Here is a 16,012-nt window from a genome sequence, read left to right as displayed (position 1 = left end):
ATGCCCGCAAGCACCCAAACCCACGCCTTTACCGGCGCCGCCGGCCGCATCGACTGCGCGCTGGACTGGCCTGACGGCACGCCGCGGGGCTGGGCCCTGGTGCTGCATCCGCATCCGCTGCAGGGCGGCGCGCGCGAGAACAAGGTGGTGACCACGCTGTCGCGCGCCTGTGTCCAGCACGGCCTGGTGGCGGTGCGGCCCAATTTCCGCGGCGTCGGCCTGTCGGAAGGCGCGTTCGACAAGTCGGTCGGCGAAACCCAGGACATGCTGGCCGTGGTGGCGCAGATGCGCGAGCTGCACCCGGAACTGGCGCAGGCGCCCTGGGTGCTGGCCGGTTTTTCGTTCGGCACGGCCGTGGCCGCGCAAACCTATGCCGCACTGGCCGACCAGGGCGATGCGGTGCTGCCGAGCGCGCTGATGCTGATGGGCCCCGCCGTCAACCGTTTCCAGTCGCACGAGGTCCAGGTGCCCGGCGACACGCTGATGGTGCATGGCGAGGAAGATGAGGTCGTGCCCTTGTCGGAAGCCATGGACTGGGCTCGCCCGCGTTCGATCCCGGTGGTGGTGATCCCCGGCGCGTCGCACTTTTTCCACGGCAAGCTGTTGGTGTTGCGCCAGCTGGTGCAGGCGCACCTGAAGGTCAAGCTTGATTGAGCGGCGCGCCGCGCAATGCGGCGCGTTGCATCAAGTTGCATGTTTTAAATGCCCAAGGAACCCATCCCGGGCCGGACGGGTCTCATCGACTGCCTATAATTGTCAGCCACTTGCCCCGCGCCAGCGGGCGTCTTTCCTGGACCCACGTTGCCGATGAAGAATTTGCCTCACTCCGCTCACTTCCCCGTTGTTTTTGCCCGTCGCGCCTTGGCTGGCGCGGTGTTGTCGGCGATGCTCGCGACGTCGCTGCCGGCCTGGTCCCAGCAGGCGCCCGCCGCGACGCCGGCGGCCGCGGGCGCCACGGCCCCCGCGCCGACGGCAACGGGCGTGGTGCCGGTGGGCGATGTGTCGGCGGTGCCGGCGCCCACCATCGCGGCCAAGGCCTGGATCGTGATCGACGTGAACAGCGGCCAGACCCTGGCGGCGTCGAATCCCGACATGAAGGTCGAGCCGGCCTCGCTCACCAAGATCATGACGGCCTACGTCGTGTTCAACGCGCTCGAAGAGAAGCGCCTGACGCTGGAGCAGACCGTGCCGGTGTCCGAGCACGCCTGGCGCACTGGCGGTTCGCGCATGTTCATCGAACCGCGCAAGCCGGTCACTGTCGATGAGCTGAACCAGGGCATGATCGTGCAGTCGGGCAACGACGCCTCGGTCGCGCTGGCCGAAGCGGTCGGCGGCAGCGAAACCGCATTCGCCTCGCTCATGAACCAGGAAGCCGAGCGCCTGGGCATGCGCAACACCCATTTCATGAACGCCACCGGGCTGCCCGATCCGCAGCACATGACGTCCACGCGCGACCTGGCCACGCTGTCGGCTCACCTGATCACCGATCACCCGCAGTTCTTCCACTACTACAAGCAGAAGAGCTACACCTACAACAAGATCACCCAGCCCAACCGCAACCGCCTGCTGTGGGCCGATCCGTCGGTCGACGGCATGAAGACCGGCCACACCGATTCGGCCGGCTACTGCCTGGTGTCGACCGCGGTGCGCGGCGACCGCCGCATCCTGGTGGTGGTGGTGGGCACCGACAGCGAAGCCACGCGCGCCGAGGAAAGCCTGAAGCTGCTGAACTGGAGCTTCCAGAACTTCGACACGGTCAAGCTGTTCGACAAGAGCCAGCCCGGCATCGACGCCCGCGTCTGGGAAGGCACCGCCGAGAACGTCAAGCTCGGCCCGCCCAACCCGGTCTCGATCGCGGTGCCGCGCGGCAAGGCCGGCGACCTCAAGCCCGTGGCGCAGCGCACCGATCCCCTGATCGCGCCGCTGACCAAGGGCCAGCAGGTCGGCACGCTGCAGTTCACGCTGGACGGCAAGGTGCTGCGCACCGAGCCGCTGGTGGTGCAGGACGCCGTCGAACGCGCGGGCTTCTTCGGCCGCATGGTCGACACCGTCAAGCGCTGGTTCCAGTAAGCGGACGCGCCACCGGCGCGGTCGCGGGTGTAAGCTTTACCAAGAAGGGGCGGGCCGGGTGGCCCGTCCCTATCCATTTGATTCTCAGGAGCGGCTCATGATTCCGGGCGTGCCGGGCGAAAGCCAGGTGTTTCTCAATGGCGAGTTTGTGCGTATCGACGAGGCCAAGATCTCGGTGCTCGATCGCGGCTTCATTTTCGGCGACGGCATCTACGAAGTGGTGCCCGTCTACCGCGGCAATGCCTTCCGCATGGCCGAACACCTGGACCGCCTGGACCGCAGCCTCGCGGCCCTGCGCATCGCCCAGCCGTTCGACCGCGCGGGCTGGATCGACCTGATCGAGCAGCTGCTGGCGCGCTCGAACCTGGACACCTGCATCGTCTACCTGCAGGTCACGCGCGGCGTGGCCAAGCGCGACCACCAGTTCCCGGCCGAGCCGGTCAAGCCGACGGTGTTCGGCATGATCTCGGCCTGGGCGCCGCCGTCGGCCGCGTCCCGCGCGCAGGGGCTGTCGGCCATCACCATTCCCGATGAGCGCTGGCTGCATTGCGAGATCAAGTCGGTGTCGCTGCTGGGCAACGTGCTGGCCAAGCAGCAGGCGGTCGACGCCCACGTCGACGAAGTGCTGCAGTTCCGCGATGGCTTCCTCACCGAGGGCTCGTCCACCAACATCTGGGTGGTCTCCGGCGGCAAGCTGCTGGCCCCGCCCAAGAACAACCTGATCCTGGAAGGCATCCGCTATGGCCTGATGGGCGAGCTGGCGGCCGAAGCCGGCATCCCGTTCGAGGCGCGCCGCATCACCCAGGACGAGGTCGCGCGGGCCGACGAACTGATGCTGTCCTCGGCCACCAAGGAAGTGCTGGCGATCGTGTCGCTGGACGGCCGGCCGGTGGGTTCGGGTAAGCCTGGCCCCGTTTTTGAGCAATTGCGCGCGGGTTATGATGCCCGCATCGCCGCACTCTAGAACGGCCACGCGGGGCGGCCCTGGCGGCCCCCCGCGCCGGCGGCGGGCCTTGCCTGCACGATGCCTGCCCCCATATAGATAGTTTGACGTTCCAGGCCATCCATCATGCATATTCCGCCCGAAGAATCCCTCATCGAGTACCCCAGTGACTTTCCCATCAAGGTCATGGGCAAGCATCATCCGGAGTTCGCGCAGACGCTGACCGAGGTCGTGCTGCGCTTCGACCCGGGCTTCGATGCCGCCACGGTCGAGATGCGGCCCAGCAAGGGCGGCAACTACATGGGCCTGACCTTCACGGTGCGCGCCACCTCGCGCGAGCAGCTCGACAGCCTGTACCAGGCCTTGCACGGCCACCCGATGGTGTCGATCGTCCTGTAAAGGCAAGTGGCTGTGATCAAGTGGCTGGCGCGGCCCGCGGACTACCTGTCCGTGTGGCGGGACATGCAGGCGTACACCGACCAGCGGTCGGCCGAGACGCCCGATGAAATCTGGCTGTGCGAGCATGCCCCGGTCTACACGCTGGGCCAGGCGGGCCTGCCCGAGCACGTGCTCAATCCGGGCGCCATCCCCATCGTCCATTGCGACCGCGGCGGCCAGGTCACGTACCACGGCCCCGGCCAGGTGATGGCCTACGCGCTGTTCGACCTGCGCCGGGTCGACATGTACGTGAAGGAGTACGTGGCCCTGCTGGAATCGGCGGTGATCGACACGCTGGACGAGATGGGCCTGCCCGGCGCCTGCCGCAAGCCGGGCGCGCCAGGTGTGTACGTGGCGCATCCCGAGGGCGGCGACCTGGCCAAGATCGCCGCGCTGGGCATCAAGATCCGCAACGGCCGCGCCTATCACGGCGTGTCGCTGAACGTGGCGATGGACCTGGCGCCGTTCCTGGGCATCAATCCCTGCGGGTACGCCGGCCTGCGCACGGTCGACATGGCGTCCTGTAGCGTGCGGCGCGAGCCCACCGAGGTGGGCGACGCGCTGGCTCGCAACCTGACCCGCTTGTGGCGCCAGGCAAGGACACCCGCATGAAGACAAGCTATACCCCGGCCGACGTGGCCGCGACCACCCCCGAGCAATTGGCCAGCCTGCGCGCCGGGCCGGCGCCGCAATATGCCGCCTGGATCCGCACGGCGGCCGAAATGGGCCTGGTCGAGGCGCAGACCATCTTCGGCCAGATGCTGCTCGACGGCGTCGGCGTGCCTCAGGATCAGGCCGAAGGGCTGGCCTGGTTCAAGCGCGCCGCCAATGCCGACCATCTCATGGCCATCAACATGATCGGCCGCTGCTACGAAAACGGCTGGGGCATCGCGCCGGACGATACCGTGGCGGCCTACTGGTTCCGGCTGGCCGCGGATCGCGGGCTGGACTGGGGCATGTACAACTACGCCCACATGCTCAAGAGCGGCCGCGGCGGCGTGGTGCAGAACCGCGCGGCGGCGCTGGCGCTGTACCAGCAGGCCGCGCAGGCCGGACACGTCAAATCCATCGGCGTGGTCGGCCGCTTCTACGAAACGGGCGACGTGGTCGAGCAGGACCTGGAGCGCGCGTTCGACTGCTACCAGCGCTGCGCCGAGGGCGGCGACTTCCGCGGCATGTTTCACCTGGGCCGCATGCTGCTGCTGCGCGGCGATAAGCGGGAGGCGGCTCAATGGCTGGCGCGTGTTCCAGAGACGGCCACGAGTGCTTTTCTGGTTGAGGCGCACGCGATGTTGCTGGATGCGGGGCAGGACTCCGCGGCGGCCTTTTTCGAGCCTTATCTGAGCGCCGGGGGCGCTCGGCCTTGATGGCCGCGGCCGAAAGCCCCGCGTCAGGGTGACTGCTGTCGGCGCACGTCTTCAGCTACGCGCTGTAGATATGCCCGGTATTCGCATTCCGGCATGGTTTGCAGCAGGGCCTCGAATTGCGAGATCGACAAGAATCCGCGCATGAGCGCGGCTTCTTCTGGGCAGCCTATTTTGACATCCTGCCGTTTTTCGATGGTCTGGATGTAGGATGACGCTTCTTGCAAGGCGGTACTGGTACCCGCGTCGAGCCATGCGAATCCGCGGCTCAGCCGATGGACTCGTAGCTGGTCGAGCTCGAGATAGGCGCGGTTCACATCGGTGATCTCAAGCTCGTGCCTCGCGGAAGGCCGCAAGGCGCGCGCAATGCCGACGACCTGATTGTCGTAGATGTAGACGCCTGGTACCGCATAATTGCTGCGAGGTTTGGCCGGCTTCTCCTCGATTGACAGTGCTTTTCCCTGCACATCGAACTCTATGACACCGTAGCGCTGGGGATCTTTGACGCGGTAGGCGAAGATACTGGCGCCTGATTCGAAGTCTGCCAGGGCGCGGGGAAAGGCATCTCCACCCGAGAAGATGTTGTCTCCCAGCATCAACACCACCTTGTCGTCGCCGATGAATGATTCCGCGATCAGGAATGCCTGCGCGATGCCTTCGGGCCGGGGCTGCTCGCGATATTCGATGGAAATGCCCCACTGGGAACCGTCGCCAAGCAGCGCCTCGAAGCGTGGCAGGTCATATGGGGTAGTGATGAGGCAGAACTCGCGGATCCCGCTCGCCACCAGGACGGTGAGGGAATAGTAGATCATCGGCTTGTCATAGACCGCCTGCAACTGCTTGCTGGCCACCAGATTCAACGGATAGAGCCGCGTGCCTTTGCCGCCCGCCAGGATGATGGCTTTCATATGCTGCCTCCGCTGCTTAGCTGCTGATGCCTGCGGTCAGCTCGGGGGGGACCAGATCTCGTTGCCCTGCCTCACGCCTGCCCGCCATGCGGTCCAGCAGCAACCGGCCAGCCAGCCCGCCGAGACGTTCCGCATCGACGCCGACCGTAGACAGGCCGGGAACCCACTGGGCTGCGTCACCATTGTCGGAGAAACCCAGGATAGCGAGATCTTGTGGGACAACAAGTTCACGGTTGTGGGCTTCTGAAACGGTGGCGGCTGTGCTGTGGTCTCCGCAGCAGAATGCCGCGTCAAACAATGTGTAAGTCGTGAGCAGCCGCAGGAAGGCCTGGCGCCCATCCTGCAGCGTGTTCAACCCGCTCTGGACGACGTCGGCCGCCACTTCCATGCCGAGTGTGCTGGCTTCGGCGAGGAAGCCGGTCCGGCGTTCGGCTTCCCAGACGCTATCGCCGCTGATGCAAGCGACTTTCGAGTACTTCCGGGCGGCCAGATGCCTGGCCGCCATGCGTCCGCCGAGAACATTGTCCGGAGTTATGGCGCTATCGGCAACATCCACCGCCGACCAGGTCTGCACGCATGGGATCTGCAGGCCACGCAATGTCGTTTGTTGGTCCGGCAGGCCTGGGAGCGCCAGCAGGAGGATGCCGGCAGGATCCATGCTGGCCAACGCGGGGCCATCCAACGGCCGGGACGCCGATACCGGGATCAGGGTTGAAAATAGGCCGGCGAACCCGAGTTCGCGGGATGCTCCTAGCAATGCGTCGAAGACGAAATGGGCTGGAGCATCGTCCGCGATGAGTATGAGAACTGGCCGCCGGTCGGGCGTTCCAGCGAGTAAGGCAGCAGGGGCGCGCGCATTGGTATTCATACGATCGAACGATACCTCAAACGCACCCTTTCCCTTCGGACGGAGGAGGGATCCACTTGTGGGGAGTAAAATACTGGTTTTTCCCCTGGTCGGACGCCCTGAGCGCCGGCCCAGAAGGTGTCTTATGTCTACACAGGTCGATTCTCAGGTCTCTCCCGGCGAGCCGGCGCCCGCGCCCGCGGCGGCTAGCTATGACGCGACGCAAAAGCAGAAGTCTCAGGCCAAGACGGCCCGCATTCCAATCAAGATCATCCCGGCCAAACGCCTCAAGAAGCCCGAGTGGATCCGCGTGAAGGCCGCCGCTCCGGGGTCGCGCTTCTATGACATCAAGCGCATCCTGCGGGAACACAATCTGCATACCGTTTGTGAAGAAGCCTCGTGTCCGAACATCGGCGAGTGCTTCGGCAAGGGCACTGCCACGTTCATGATCATGGGCGACAAGTGCACACGCCGCTGCCCCTTCTGTGATGTCGGGCATGGTCGTCCGGATCCACTCGATACCGAAGAGCCTGTCAACCTGGCGCGCACGATCGCGGCGTTGAAGCTGTCGTATGTAGTGATCACGTCGGTTGATCGCGATGACCTGCGCGATGGTGGTGCGGGCCATTTCGTCGAATGCATCACCAAGATTCGCGAATTGTCTCCCTCCACGCGTATCGAAGTTCTGGTGCCAGATTTCCGTGGACGCCTGGATCGCGCTCTGACCATCCTGAATGCGGGCCCGCCCGACGTAATGAACCATAACCTGGAGACCGTGCCGCGCCTGTACAAGCAAGCACGCCCTGGCTCCGACTATGCGCACTCGCTCAAGCTGCTGGCCGAGTTCAAGACGCTGCACCCGGAAGTCCCCACCAAGTCCGGCCTGATGCTGGGCCTGGGAGAGACTGATGAAGAAATCCTACAGGTCATGCGCGACATGCGTGCGCACAACGTGGACATGATCACGATCGGTCAATACCTGCAGCCCTCCGAGCATCACCTGCCGGTGTTGCGGTATGTGCATCCCGATACGTTCGCGATGTTCGAGCACGAAGCCTATGCCATGGGTTTCTCGCATGCGGCGGTCGGCGCAATGGTACGCTCTTCGTATCATGCGGATGAGCAGGCTCACGCTGCTGGCGTGAACTGATCCACGCTTTGTCTTTCAGGGGTAGACGCTTGCCAAGTGCAGGTGTTTGCCCCTCTTGTCCTTTTCCGACAGCAGTGGTGTGCGCGTCAGCGGCCACCTGATGTCCAAGGATGGGTCGTCCCAGATGATGCACCGCTCATGTTCAGGCGCATAATGCGACGTGGCTTTGTATAGCACGGTTGCCTGGGTGCTCAGGGTCAAGAAACCGTGGGCAAAGCCCGGAGGAACCCAGAGTTGGCGCCGATCCCGGCTTGAAAGCTCCACGGCCACCCATTGGCCGAAATGAGGAGAAGACCTGCGCAGATCGACTGCAACGTCATAGATCCGGCCTTGCATGACACGGACCAATTTTCCCTGCGGTTGCTGGATTTGATAGTGTAGGCCTCGCAGCGTCTCACGGATCGACAGTGATTCGTTGTCTTGTACGAAATCAGCGTGCACGCCGGTTGCTGCGGAAAAAGTCACGCTGTTGAAGCTCTCGAAGAAATACCCGCGGTCATCCGCATGGACCACAGGTTCGAGCAGGATGACGTCGGGGATCGAGAGTGGCGTGGCTTTCATTTAGGCTATTCGAGGGAAGGGGTGGGGTCCGTTGGCTCGCCGCTCAGCCAGCGGGGCGGCGTAGCCAGATCGGCATGGGTGCCCCAAGCCGGATGGTCGAGATACCACTGCACCGTCTTGAGCAGGCCTGTTTCGAAGGTTTCTCGAGCATGCCAGTGAAATTCTCGCTCGGTCTTCGAGGGATTGATCGCGTACCTGCGGTCATGTCCGGGACGGTCGTCCACAAATCGGATCTGGTGTTGGTAGGTGGCACCGCCCGTCAGTGGTCGCAAGCGGTCCAGGAGTGCGCAAACGGATAGCACGACGTCGAGATTGCTTTTCTCTGTCCGGCTGCCGATGGCGTAGGTCCGCCCGGGTTGCCCGTGTTCCAGCACGCGTTGCAGTGCCCGACAATGGTCGCTCACATACAGCCAGTCCCTGATCTGGCGACCATCGCCATAGATGGGGATGGTCTTGCCCGCGAGCGCGTTGCGTATCGTCAGCGGGATCAATTTTTCCGGAAACTGACGGGGCCCATAATTGTTCGAGCAGTTCGTCGTCAGTGCGGGGAGGCCGTGGGTCTGATGATAGCCGCGCACAAAGTGATCGCTGGCAGCTTTGCTCGCAGCGTATAGGCCGTTGGGCGCGTAGCGGGTATTTTCGCTAAATGGTGCTTCGTCGGGCAGCAGTGTGCCGTAGACCTCATCTGTCGATACATGGAGAAAGCGAAACGTGTCTCGTGCTTCGCCTGCCAAGGTCTTCCAGTATTGATGCGCAGCTTCGAGCAGGCGAAAGGTGCCGACCACATTGGTCTGGATGAAATCCTCGGGACTATCGATCGACCTGTCGACGTGTGATTCTGCAGCGAAATTCAGGAGAGCGCGGGGCTGATGTTGCAGGAGTAGCTGGCGCATCAGCGCGGCATCTGCGATGTCTCCCTGCACGAAACTATGGCGAGGGTCGCCCGCCAACGCATCAAGATTCTCTGGGTTTCCGGCATAGGTCAGCTTGTCGAGCGTGACCACATGCTCGTCTTGCCCATCCAGCCAGTCAATGACGAAATTGGAGCCGATGAATCCGGCGCCTCCAGTGACGATGATGGTCATGATAGGTCAAGCCCCCTTTCGGGCGAATGCAATGCCGCGACCGATGGTGTCGCATAGTCGTTCATCATTCGGGGCGAGCGTGCCTACTACTCCAGAATACATCCGGGACATTCTGAGATTGATTGATGTAGCGTGCCAGCACGAACAGCAGATCGGAAAGGCGGTTCAAATACTGGCGGACCGGTGCGCCAACAGATTCCGTGTCGCTGAGGGTGATGACGGTACGCTCGGCACGGCGACACAGGGTGCGCGCCACATGGGCGCAGGCCGCGGAACGGCTGCCTCCTGGCAGGATAAATTCGCGCAGCGCGGGCAAGGCACCGTTATAGCGTTGCAGGCACGTATCCAGGTGCGCCACTTGGGTCTCAGTGATGGCGACGTGGCCGGGGATGCACAGTTCAGCTCCCATATCGAACAGATCGTTCTGGATCGTAACCAGATCCGTCGCGACATCAGGGGGTAAGGCCTCTGTCAACAGCAGGCCGATCATGCTGTTCAGTTCATCGACATCCCCGAGCGCAGCGACGCGCGGGGCGTTCTTGCGTGCGCGTGAACCGTCTCCCAGCCCAGTGGTGCCGTCATCGCCCGTGCGAGTTGCAATTACGGATAAACGATTGGCCATGCATGGCTCCGAAGGGTTGCACGAAAGGGCGGTATCCTAGCACTGTGAGCGTCGGCCGTCCCGTGGGCAGGTCGGTGCGGTGTATGGAGAATAGCGCAATGTCATTTAACCGCAGATTGGTGTTTCCCGTGGCTATTACTGCCGCGACGGCGGTGCTGGCGGGACCGTTCGCGTTCGCCCAGCAGGCTGAAGCCAGCGGAGAAGTGCGGCGGGTAGATCCCGCCGCTGGGAAAGTCACGATCAAGCACGAGGCGATCGCCGCGTTGGACTTGCCCGCGATGACTTTGGTGTATCAGGCGGATCCCTCGCTATTGGCGAAGATCAAGGCTGGTGACAAAGTGCGTTTCACAGCCGAACGCAAAGACGGCAAGTATGTCGTGACGGCTATTTCCAACTAGGGCTCGGGAATGTGGCGCCAAGCCGCGAACGGCTGGCGCCAACGCATTCCTCAGAGTTTTTGATAGCCTTCTTTGAGGCTCTTGCGGATGATGCTGGCGGACACGCGTTCCTGGGGGTCGGCGTGATAAGCCTCCGTGCCATGACTGAACGTGCGGCACTCGATCAGTTGGAATTGGGGGAAAGCCGTGAACAGCTTTTCGTATGGGAATTTGTACGATATCAGGCCGTCAAGATGCTTATAGGGGCGTGCGGTCGGCACATCGGGGCGAAAATCGGTAATTGCGATATGGCCGCCATCCTTGAGGCAGCGATCCGCTTCCGCTATGGTCTTCGTCAGGAGCGCCCTGTCTACCAGGTAGAGGCAGAAGCCGAAAACGATGAAATCAAAATGGCCGTCGGGAAATGCAAGTTCATCAGCGGTTCCCACGCTCAAATGTAGCTGAGGAAACTCGCTACGCCCCTTGGCTACCGCTGCTTCGGAGGGATCGATGCCATAGGCTTCCACATCGATATCGCGGGTTAGAAGCGACAGGTTGGTGCCTGAAGAACTGCCAATTTCAAGAATTCGGTTGCCCGCTTTCAGATACGGAAAATACAGACGATTGGCAGGCCCGAGTTCGGACGAGAGGACCATTTTCTGAAACTCGCTTCGATTTCGTTCGAAGAATCTGTCGCCTTCTCCACCGCTAGTGAAAGCGCTCTTTTGATTATCTGTCAATTTATTCCTCAATTGGATGCCGTAGCGTTGCTTTGACTATGTCGCATTGGACTGCGTTAGACAGGATGCCCGTTGTGCCGCAGCAGCACAATTGAGGTTTTTACCATGCGGAAATTTCAAGGTAGTAGGTGCGAAAGTACAATTTCGCACCTACTCCGTTACAGCACGTAGCGGGCCAGGTCCTGGCTGCTGGCGGCTTCGGCCAGTTGCGCGTTGACGTAGGCGGCGTCGATCTTCACCGTCTTGTTGCCGGAGGCGGTGGCGTCGAACGACAGTTCGTCCAGCAGCTTTTCCATCACGGTGTAGAGGCGGCGGGCGCCGATGTTTTCGGTGGTCTCGTTGACGTCGTAGGCCAGTTCGGCCAGGCGGCGCACGCCTTCGTCGGTGAATTCCAGCTGCACGTCTTCCGTGGCCAGCAGCGCCGTGTATTGCTTGGTCAGCGAGGCGTCGGTATCGCTCAGGATGCGAACGAAGTCCTCGGCGGTCAGCGATTCCAGCTCGACGCGGATCGGGAAGCGGCCTTGCAGCTCGGGGATCAGGTCGGACGGACGCGCCAGGTGGAAGGCGCCCGAGGCGATGAACAGGATGTGGTCGGTGCGGACCATGCCGTAGCGCGTGTTGACGGTGGTGCCCTCGACCAGCGGCAGCAGGTCGCGCTGCACGCCCTGGCGCGAGACGTCGGCGCCGCCGCTTTCCTGGCGCGCCGCGATCTTGTCGATCTCGTCCAGGAACACGATGCCGTTCTGTTCGACGTTGTTGATGGCGGTGGTGCGCAGGTCTTCCTCGTTGACGCGCTTGGCGGCTTCCTCGTCGACGATCAGCTTGAAGGCTTCGCGCACCTTCATCTTCTTGGGCTTCTTCTTGTCGCGCGCCATTCCGGCGAACATGCCACGCAGCTGCTCGGCCATTTCTTCCATGCCGGGGGGCGTCATGACGTCCATCTGCGGCGCGGCCTGGGCCACTTCGATCTCGATCTCGAGATCGTCGATCTTGCCCTCGCGCAGGCGCTTGCGGAAAGTCTGGCGGGCGCTGTTGTCCTCGCCGCGCTCGGGCTCGCCCGAGGCGCCGCGGGGCGGCGGCACCAGCGCGTCGAGGATGCGGTCCTCGGCGGCGTCCTCGGCCTGGGTGCGCACGCGGCGCATTTCCAGTTCGCGGGTCTGCTTGATCGAGTATTCGGTCAGGTCGCGGATGATGGTGTCGACGTCGCGGCCGACGTAGCCCACCTCGGTGAACTTGGTGGCCTCGATCTTGATGAACGGCGCGTTGGCCAGCTTGGCCAGGCGGCGCGCGATCTCGGTCTTGCCCACGCCGGTGGGGCCGATCATGAGGATGTTCTTGGGGTGGATTTCGTGGCGCAGCGGCTCGGCCACCTGCTGGCGGCGCCAGCGGTTGCGCAGGGCCACCGCCACCGCGCGCTTGGCGCGGTTCTGGCCGACGATGTACTTGTCGAGTTCGGAGACGATCTCTCCGGGCGTCATGTTGGAGGCGGACATGAGGGCGGATCCTTGAAGCGGGGCTGGGCGGGAGAACGGGGCGCGGCGCCGCGCGGGCGCCGCGTCGCGGGCGTCAGTCTCCCAGCGTCTCGATGACGTGGTTCTGGTTGGTGTAGATGCAGAGATCGCCGGCGATCTCGAGCGATTGCTTGACGATGGTCTCGGGCGGCAGGTCGGTGTTGCGCAGCAGCGCCAGCGCGGCGGACTGGGCATAGGCCCCGCCCGAGCCGATGGCGGCCAGGCCGTGCTCGGGCTCGAGCACGTCGCCGTTGCCGGTCAGCACCAGCGTGTGCTCGGCGTCGGCCACGATCAGCATGGCTTCGAGCCGGCGCAGGACGCGGTCGGTGCGCCAGTCGCGGGTGAGTTCGACCGCCGCGCGCATCAGGTTGCCCTGGTGTTTCTCGAGCTTGGCTTCGAAGCGTTCCTGCAGCGTGAACGCGTCGGCGGTGGCGCCGGCGAAGCCGGCCAGGATCTTGTCGTGGTACAGGCGGCGGATCTTGCGCGCCGTGCCCTTGATGACGATGTTGCCCAGGGTGACCTGGCCATCGCCGCCCAGTGCGACGCGGTTGCCGCGGCGCACACACACGATGGTGGTGGCGTGAAATTGTTCCATGCGTTCCTTCCTTTGAAAGGACTAGCTGGGGGCGATGCGAGCGAAATCAAGGCTTGCGGGCCAATCCGTGATGGCCCCTTGCTGTCGCCGGGGGAGGCGGCTTCATCTGGCGGCGGCGCCGAGACGAAAAAAAGGCCATGCTGGAAACCAGCATAGCCTTTCGATGTGGCGTTTGAATAACGGGACGGATCAGTCGCCGTACAGCTTCTGCCGCATTTCGCGCCGTTCCTGCGCTTCCAGCGACAGGGTGGCGGTGGGACGGGCCAGCAGGCGCGGGATGCCGATGGGTTCACCGGTTTCCTCACACCAGCCGTATTCGCCGCTGTCGATGCGGGCGATGGACTGTTGCACCTTCTTGAGCAGCTTGCGCTCGCGGTCGCGGGTGCGCAGCTCGAGGGCGTGTTCTTCCTCGATGGTGGCGCGGTCGGCGGGATCGGGCACGAACTGCGTTTCGCGCAGGTGCTCGGTGGTTTCGCCGGCGTTGGCCAGGATGTCCTGTTCGAGTTGTTTGAGCCGTTCCTTGAAGAACGCCAGCTGGCGTTCGTTCATGTAGTCGGACTCGGGCATGGCCAGCAATTCCTTCTCGCTGGGCAGATCAATCGCCGTATCGCTCGTCGACTTGCTTGATTTTTTGGTTGCTGCCTTGGTAGCCATGAAAACACTCCACTATGAATCGATCCTGGCGCGGGCTTGTCTTCCCGGTCCGTGTTTGCTGCCTACGCTGTTCGTACCCTCACAGTACTGCCTTCGTCGCACCGCGTCACGTTATCCGGAAAGGGGATTACCCCGCCAGGCACTGCTCCAAGCCCCGGGTGAAAATCTCCTGGGGCAGCTTGCGTCCGATGAAGACCATCTTGGTGGACGGTTTTTCGGCCGCGGTCCACGGTTTGCCGGGTTCGGCGCCCATCATCATGTGCACACCCTGGAACAACATGCGGCGGTTGATGCCCTTCATGTACAGGATGCCTTTGTAGCGCAGCAGGTCGGGACCATAGACCTGCACCACGCCGCCCAGGAATTCCTCAAGGCGCGCGGGATCGAACGGCTTGTTGGAGCGGAACACGAACGCGCCGATTTCGTCGTCGTGCTTGGGGTGGTGATGATGCGCGTGATTGCAGTGCGCCCCGCAGTCGCCGTCGTGATCGTGGTCATGGTCGTGACCGTGATGGTCATGGCCGTGGTCATGATCGTGGCCGTGCCCGTGGGCATGGCTGTGGGCGGCATCGGGGTGCTCATCGGCCAGGAAGTCCGGGTCGATGTCGAGAATGGAATTCAGGTTGAAGCCGCTGATGTCGATGATCGACTTCAGGTCGGCGTCGCCGAAGTTGACCGCGGTGATGGGCGCGCGCGGGTTCATCCGCAGCAGGCGGGCGCGCAGCGCTTCGTAGTCGACGTCGTTGACCAGGTCTTTCTTGGAGATCAGGATGCGGTCCGCGAAGCCGACCTGCTTCTGGGCTTCGGGCTGTTCATCCAGCGTCGCCATGCCGTGCTTGGCGTCGACCACCGTGACCACCGCGTCCAGGCGGTAGTACTCGGCGATGTCGTCGTCCATGAAGAACGTCTGGCACACCGGGCCGGGGTTGGCCATGCCGGTGGTTTCCAGGATGACGCGTTCGAAATTCAGGGCGCCGGCCTCGCGCTTGGCGCGCAGGTCGGACAGGGTGCGCATCAGGTCGCCGCGCACCGTGCAGCAGACGCAGCCGTTGGACAGCTCGATGATTTCTTCGTCGCTGTCCTGCACCAGCAGGTCGTTGTCGATGCTTTCCGGTCCGAATTCGTTTTCGATGACCGCGACGCGGCGGCCGTGGAATTCGGTCAGGATACGCTTGAGCAGGGTGGTCTTGCCCGCACCGAGAAAGCCGGTGAGGATGGTGACGGGAACCATTTTGTCCAAACTGCGCGGGGTGTTCATGGCGAAGCTGCTTGCGTGAAGTAAAGGCGGTTAGACACGGCGGTCAAGCGCTGGGTTCTGGCGGGCGGCGGCGGGTGCCGATGGCCTGCCAGACATCGCTCGGCCGATGTTACTGCCACAGGCTGCGAGGGCCGCCGATCGCGGCCGGACGCAGGATTACAGCACAGTCGGGGGCAGGGGGCAAACCCCGGGCCAACCCGGGGGGCCGTAGCCGCCCAGATCGCGGCTGTACGCCGTCAAGTATCGGGCGATATCACTATTTTGGGGCGATTTTCCGGATTTCAAGGGTCCGGATGAGCGCGGGTGGACGGCGGGGGCAGGGGCCCGTCATGCGACAGGCCGCGCCGCGCGTCTCAGTGATGATGGTGGTGGTGCCCGGCGTCGGCCGGCTGCTGCTTCTGGCACTGCGGGCACAGGGCCCGGATCTCGGTCTCATGGGTGGCCAGGACGTAGCCCGTCTGGGCGACGCGCTCGGCCAGCTGGCGGCTCATGGCGGGGTCGGACACTTCGGCCACCGCGCCGCAGCCGGTACAGACCACCAGCAGGTCGTGGGGCGCGCCGCCGACATCGTGGCAGGCGCTCCAGGCGTTGACCGCGTCCAGCCGGTGGATCAGGCCTTCGTCCATCAGGAAGTCCAGCGCACGGTACACGGTGGGGGGCGCGGCGCCCGGGTGCACCTCGCGCATCGCTTCGAGCAGTTCGTAAGCCTTCAGGCTGCGGCCATGACGCAGCAGCAGCTCCAGCACCTTGCGGCGGATGGGGGTCAGGCGGCGGCCGCGTTGTTCGCACAGCGCCTCGGCGACGCTGAGTTGGGCGCCTACGGTGTCACTGCGGGGGGAACGGGGCGGAGCGGGCATGGAGGGCTTCATCTGAATAAGGAACGCGCGCG

General features: G+C 63.7%; 19 protein-coding genes. 8 read left to right on the top strand and 11 right to left on the bottom strand.

Going from position 1 to position 16,012, the window contains the following annotated elements:
- From AOZ49_RS04900 to AOZ49_RS04875, 6 genes are all read left to right on the top strand, one after another.
- A complete protein-coding gene (locus AOZ49_RS04900; RefSeq protein ID WP_054430790.1) occupies positions 1-654 on the top strand; it encodes an alpha/beta hydrolase in 654 nt (217 codons plus the stop codon).
- A 153-nt stretch (positions 655-807) separates the two neighbouring features.
- On the top strand, positions 808-2,070 hold the full coding sequence (locus AOZ49_RS04895) for a D-alanyl-D-alanine carboxypeptidase family protein (protein ID WP_156333390.1): 1,263 nt from the start codon (positions 808-810) through the stop codon (positions 2,068-2,070).
- 97 nt (positions 2,071-2,167) lie between these two features.
- A complete protein-coding gene (locus AOZ49_RS04890) occupies positions 2,168-3,034 on the top strand; it encodes a D-amino acid aminotransferase (RefSeq protein WP_054474510.1) in 867 nt (288 codons plus the stop codon).
- A gap of 105 nt (positions 3,035-3,139) precedes the next feature.
- Positions 3,140-3,412, top strand: a complete 273-nt coding sequence (locus AOZ49_RS04885; RefSeq protein ID WP_054430788.1) for a YbeD family protein — start codon at positions 3,140-3,142, stop codon at positions 3,410-3,412.
- A 12-nt stretch (positions 3,413-3,424) separates the two neighbouring features.
- Positions 3,425-4,063 (top strand): lipoyl(octanoyl) transferase LipB, encoded by a 639-nt coding sequence (gene lipB, locus AOZ49_RS04880; RefSeq protein WP_054430787.1) that lies wholly within the window; start codon positions 3,425-3,427, stop codon positions 4,061-4,063.
- The gene (locus tag AOZ49_RS04875; protein WP_054430786.1) at positions 4,060-4,818 is read left to right on the top strand and encodes a tetratricopeptide repeat protein; all 759 of its coding nucleotides are present in this window, start codon (positions 4,060-4,062) and stop codon (positions 4,816-4,818) included. The genes lipB and AOZ49_RS04875 overlap by 4 nt, the downstream gene beginning before the upstream one ends.
- 23 nt (positions 4,819-4,841) lie before the next feature.
- Here the strand turns inward: AOZ49_RS04875 and rfbA are convergent, their stop codons facing one another.
- Both rfbA and AOZ49_RS04865 read right to left on the bottom strand, forming a co-directional pair.
- Positions 4,842-5,723, bottom strand: a complete 882-nt coding sequence (gene rfbA / locus AOZ49_RS04870; protein ID WP_054430785.1) for a glucose-1-phosphate thymidylyltransferase RfbA — start codon at positions 5,721-5,723, stop codon at positions 4,842-4,844.
- Between the two features lie 16 nt (positions 5,724-5,739).
- Positions 5,740-6,591 carry a substrate-binding domain-containing protein gene (locus AOZ49_RS04865; protein ID WP_082380324.1) on the bottom strand — a complete coding sequence of 284 codons (852 nt, stop codon included), beginning with the start codon at positions 6,589-6,591 and terminating at the stop codon, positions 5,740-5,742.
- Positions 6,592-6,715: 124 nt separating this feature from the next.
- Here AOZ49_RS04865 and lipA point away from each other — a divergent pair, with 124 nt between their 5' ends.
- Complete coding sequence (lipA, locus tag AOZ49_RS04860) at positions 6,716-7,720, top strand: lipoyl synthase (RefSeq protein ID WP_054474508.1); 1,005 nt, start codon at positions 6,716-6,718, stop codon at positions 7,718-7,720.
- Between the two features lie 15 nt (positions 7,721-7,735).
- Here lipA and rfbC read toward each other — a convergent pair whose 3' ends face one another.
- The 3 genes from rfbC to AOZ49_RS04845 all read right to left on the bottom strand — a co-directional run bounded on the left by rfbC (position 7,736) and on the right by AOZ49_RS04845 (position 9,988).
- A complete protein-coding gene (rfbC, locus tag AOZ49_RS04855; RefSeq protein ID WP_054430782.1) occupies positions 7,736-8,281 on the bottom strand; it encodes a dTDP-4-dehydrorhamnose 3,5-epimerase in 546 nt (181 codons plus the stop codon).
- A 5-nt stretch (positions 8,282-8,286) separates the two neighbouring features.
- On the bottom strand, positions 8,287-9,366 hold the full coding sequence (gene rfbB / locus AOZ49_RS04850; protein ID WP_082380323.1) for a dTDP-glucose 4,6-dehydratase: 1,080 nt from the start codon (positions 9,364-9,366) through the stop codon (positions 8,287-8,289).
- Between the two features lie 64 nt (positions 9,367-9,430).
- The gene (locus tag AOZ49_RS04845; protein ID WP_054430781.1) at positions 9,431-9,988 is read right to left on the bottom strand and encodes a cob(I)yrinic acid a,c-diamide adenosyltransferase; all 558 of its coding nucleotides are present in this window, start codon (positions 9,986-9,988) and stop codon (positions 9,431-9,433) included.
- Between the two features lie 98 nt (positions 9,989-10,086).
- Here AOZ49_RS04845 and AOZ49_RS04840 point away from each other — a divergent pair, with 98 nt between their 5' ends.
- Positions 10,087-10,386, top strand: coding sequence for a copper-binding protein (locus tag AOZ49_RS04840; protein WP_054430780.1), 300 nt, complete (start codon positions 10,087-10,089; stop codon positions 10,384-10,386).
- Between the two features lie 50 nt (positions 10,387-10,436).
- On the opposite strand, the gene AOZ49_RS04835 is transcribed toward AOZ49_RS04840, so the two are convergent.
- The 6 genes from AOZ49_RS04835 to AOZ49_RS04810 all read right to left on the bottom strand — a co-directional run bounded on the left by AOZ49_RS04835 (position 10,437) and on the right by AOZ49_RS04810 (position 15,980).
- Complete coding sequence (locus AOZ49_RS04835) at positions 10,437-11,105, bottom strand: class I SAM-dependent methyltransferase (RefSeq protein ID WP_156333391.1); 669 nt, start codon at positions 11,103-11,105, stop codon at positions 10,437-10,439.
- A gap of 158 nt (positions 11,106-11,263) precedes the next feature.
- Positions 11,264-12,598, bottom strand: coding sequence for an ATP-dependent protease ATPase subunit HslU (gene hslU / locus AOZ49_RS04830; protein WP_054474507.1), 1,335 nt, complete (start codon positions 12,596-12,598; stop codon positions 11,264-11,266).
- Positions 12,599-12,671: 73 nt separating this feature from the next.
- Positions 12,672-13,211, bottom strand: coding sequence for an ATP-dependent protease subunit HslV (gene hslV, locus AOZ49_RS04825; protein WP_054430777.1), 540 nt, complete (start codon positions 13,209-13,211; stop codon positions 12,672-12,674).
- Between the two features lie 189 nt (positions 13,212-13,400).
- Positions 13,401-13,865 carry an RNA polymerase-binding protein DksA gene (gene dksA / locus AOZ49_RS04820; protein WP_006389752.1) on the bottom strand — a complete coding sequence of 155 codons (465 nt, stop codon included), beginning with the start codon at positions 13,863-13,865 and terminating at the stop codon, positions 13,401-13,403.
- Positions 13,866-13,992: 127 nt separating this feature from the next.
- Positions 13,993-15,123 carry a CobW family GTP-binding protein gene (locus AOZ49_RS04815; protein ID WP_054430776.1) on the bottom strand — a complete coding sequence of 377 codons (1,131 nt, stop codon included), beginning with the start codon at positions 15,121-15,123 and terminating at the stop codon, positions 13,993-13,995.
- A 353-nt stretch (positions 15,124-15,476) separates the two neighbouring features.
- A complete protein-coding gene (locus AOZ49_RS04810; protein ID WP_054431098.1) occupies positions 15,477-15,980 on the bottom strand; it encodes a Fur family transcriptional regulator in 504 nt (167 codons plus the stop codon).
- Between the last annotated feature and the right edge of the window lie 32 nt (positions 15,981-16,012).

The organism is Achromobacter sp. 2789STDY5608615, assembly GCF_001298995.1.
Classification (GTDB): Bacteria; Pseudomonadota; Gammaproteobacteria; order Burkholderiales; family Burkholderiaceae_B; genus Achromobacter; species Achromobacter insuavis.
This window is presented reverse-complemented; position numbering and strand designations above follow the sequence as displayed.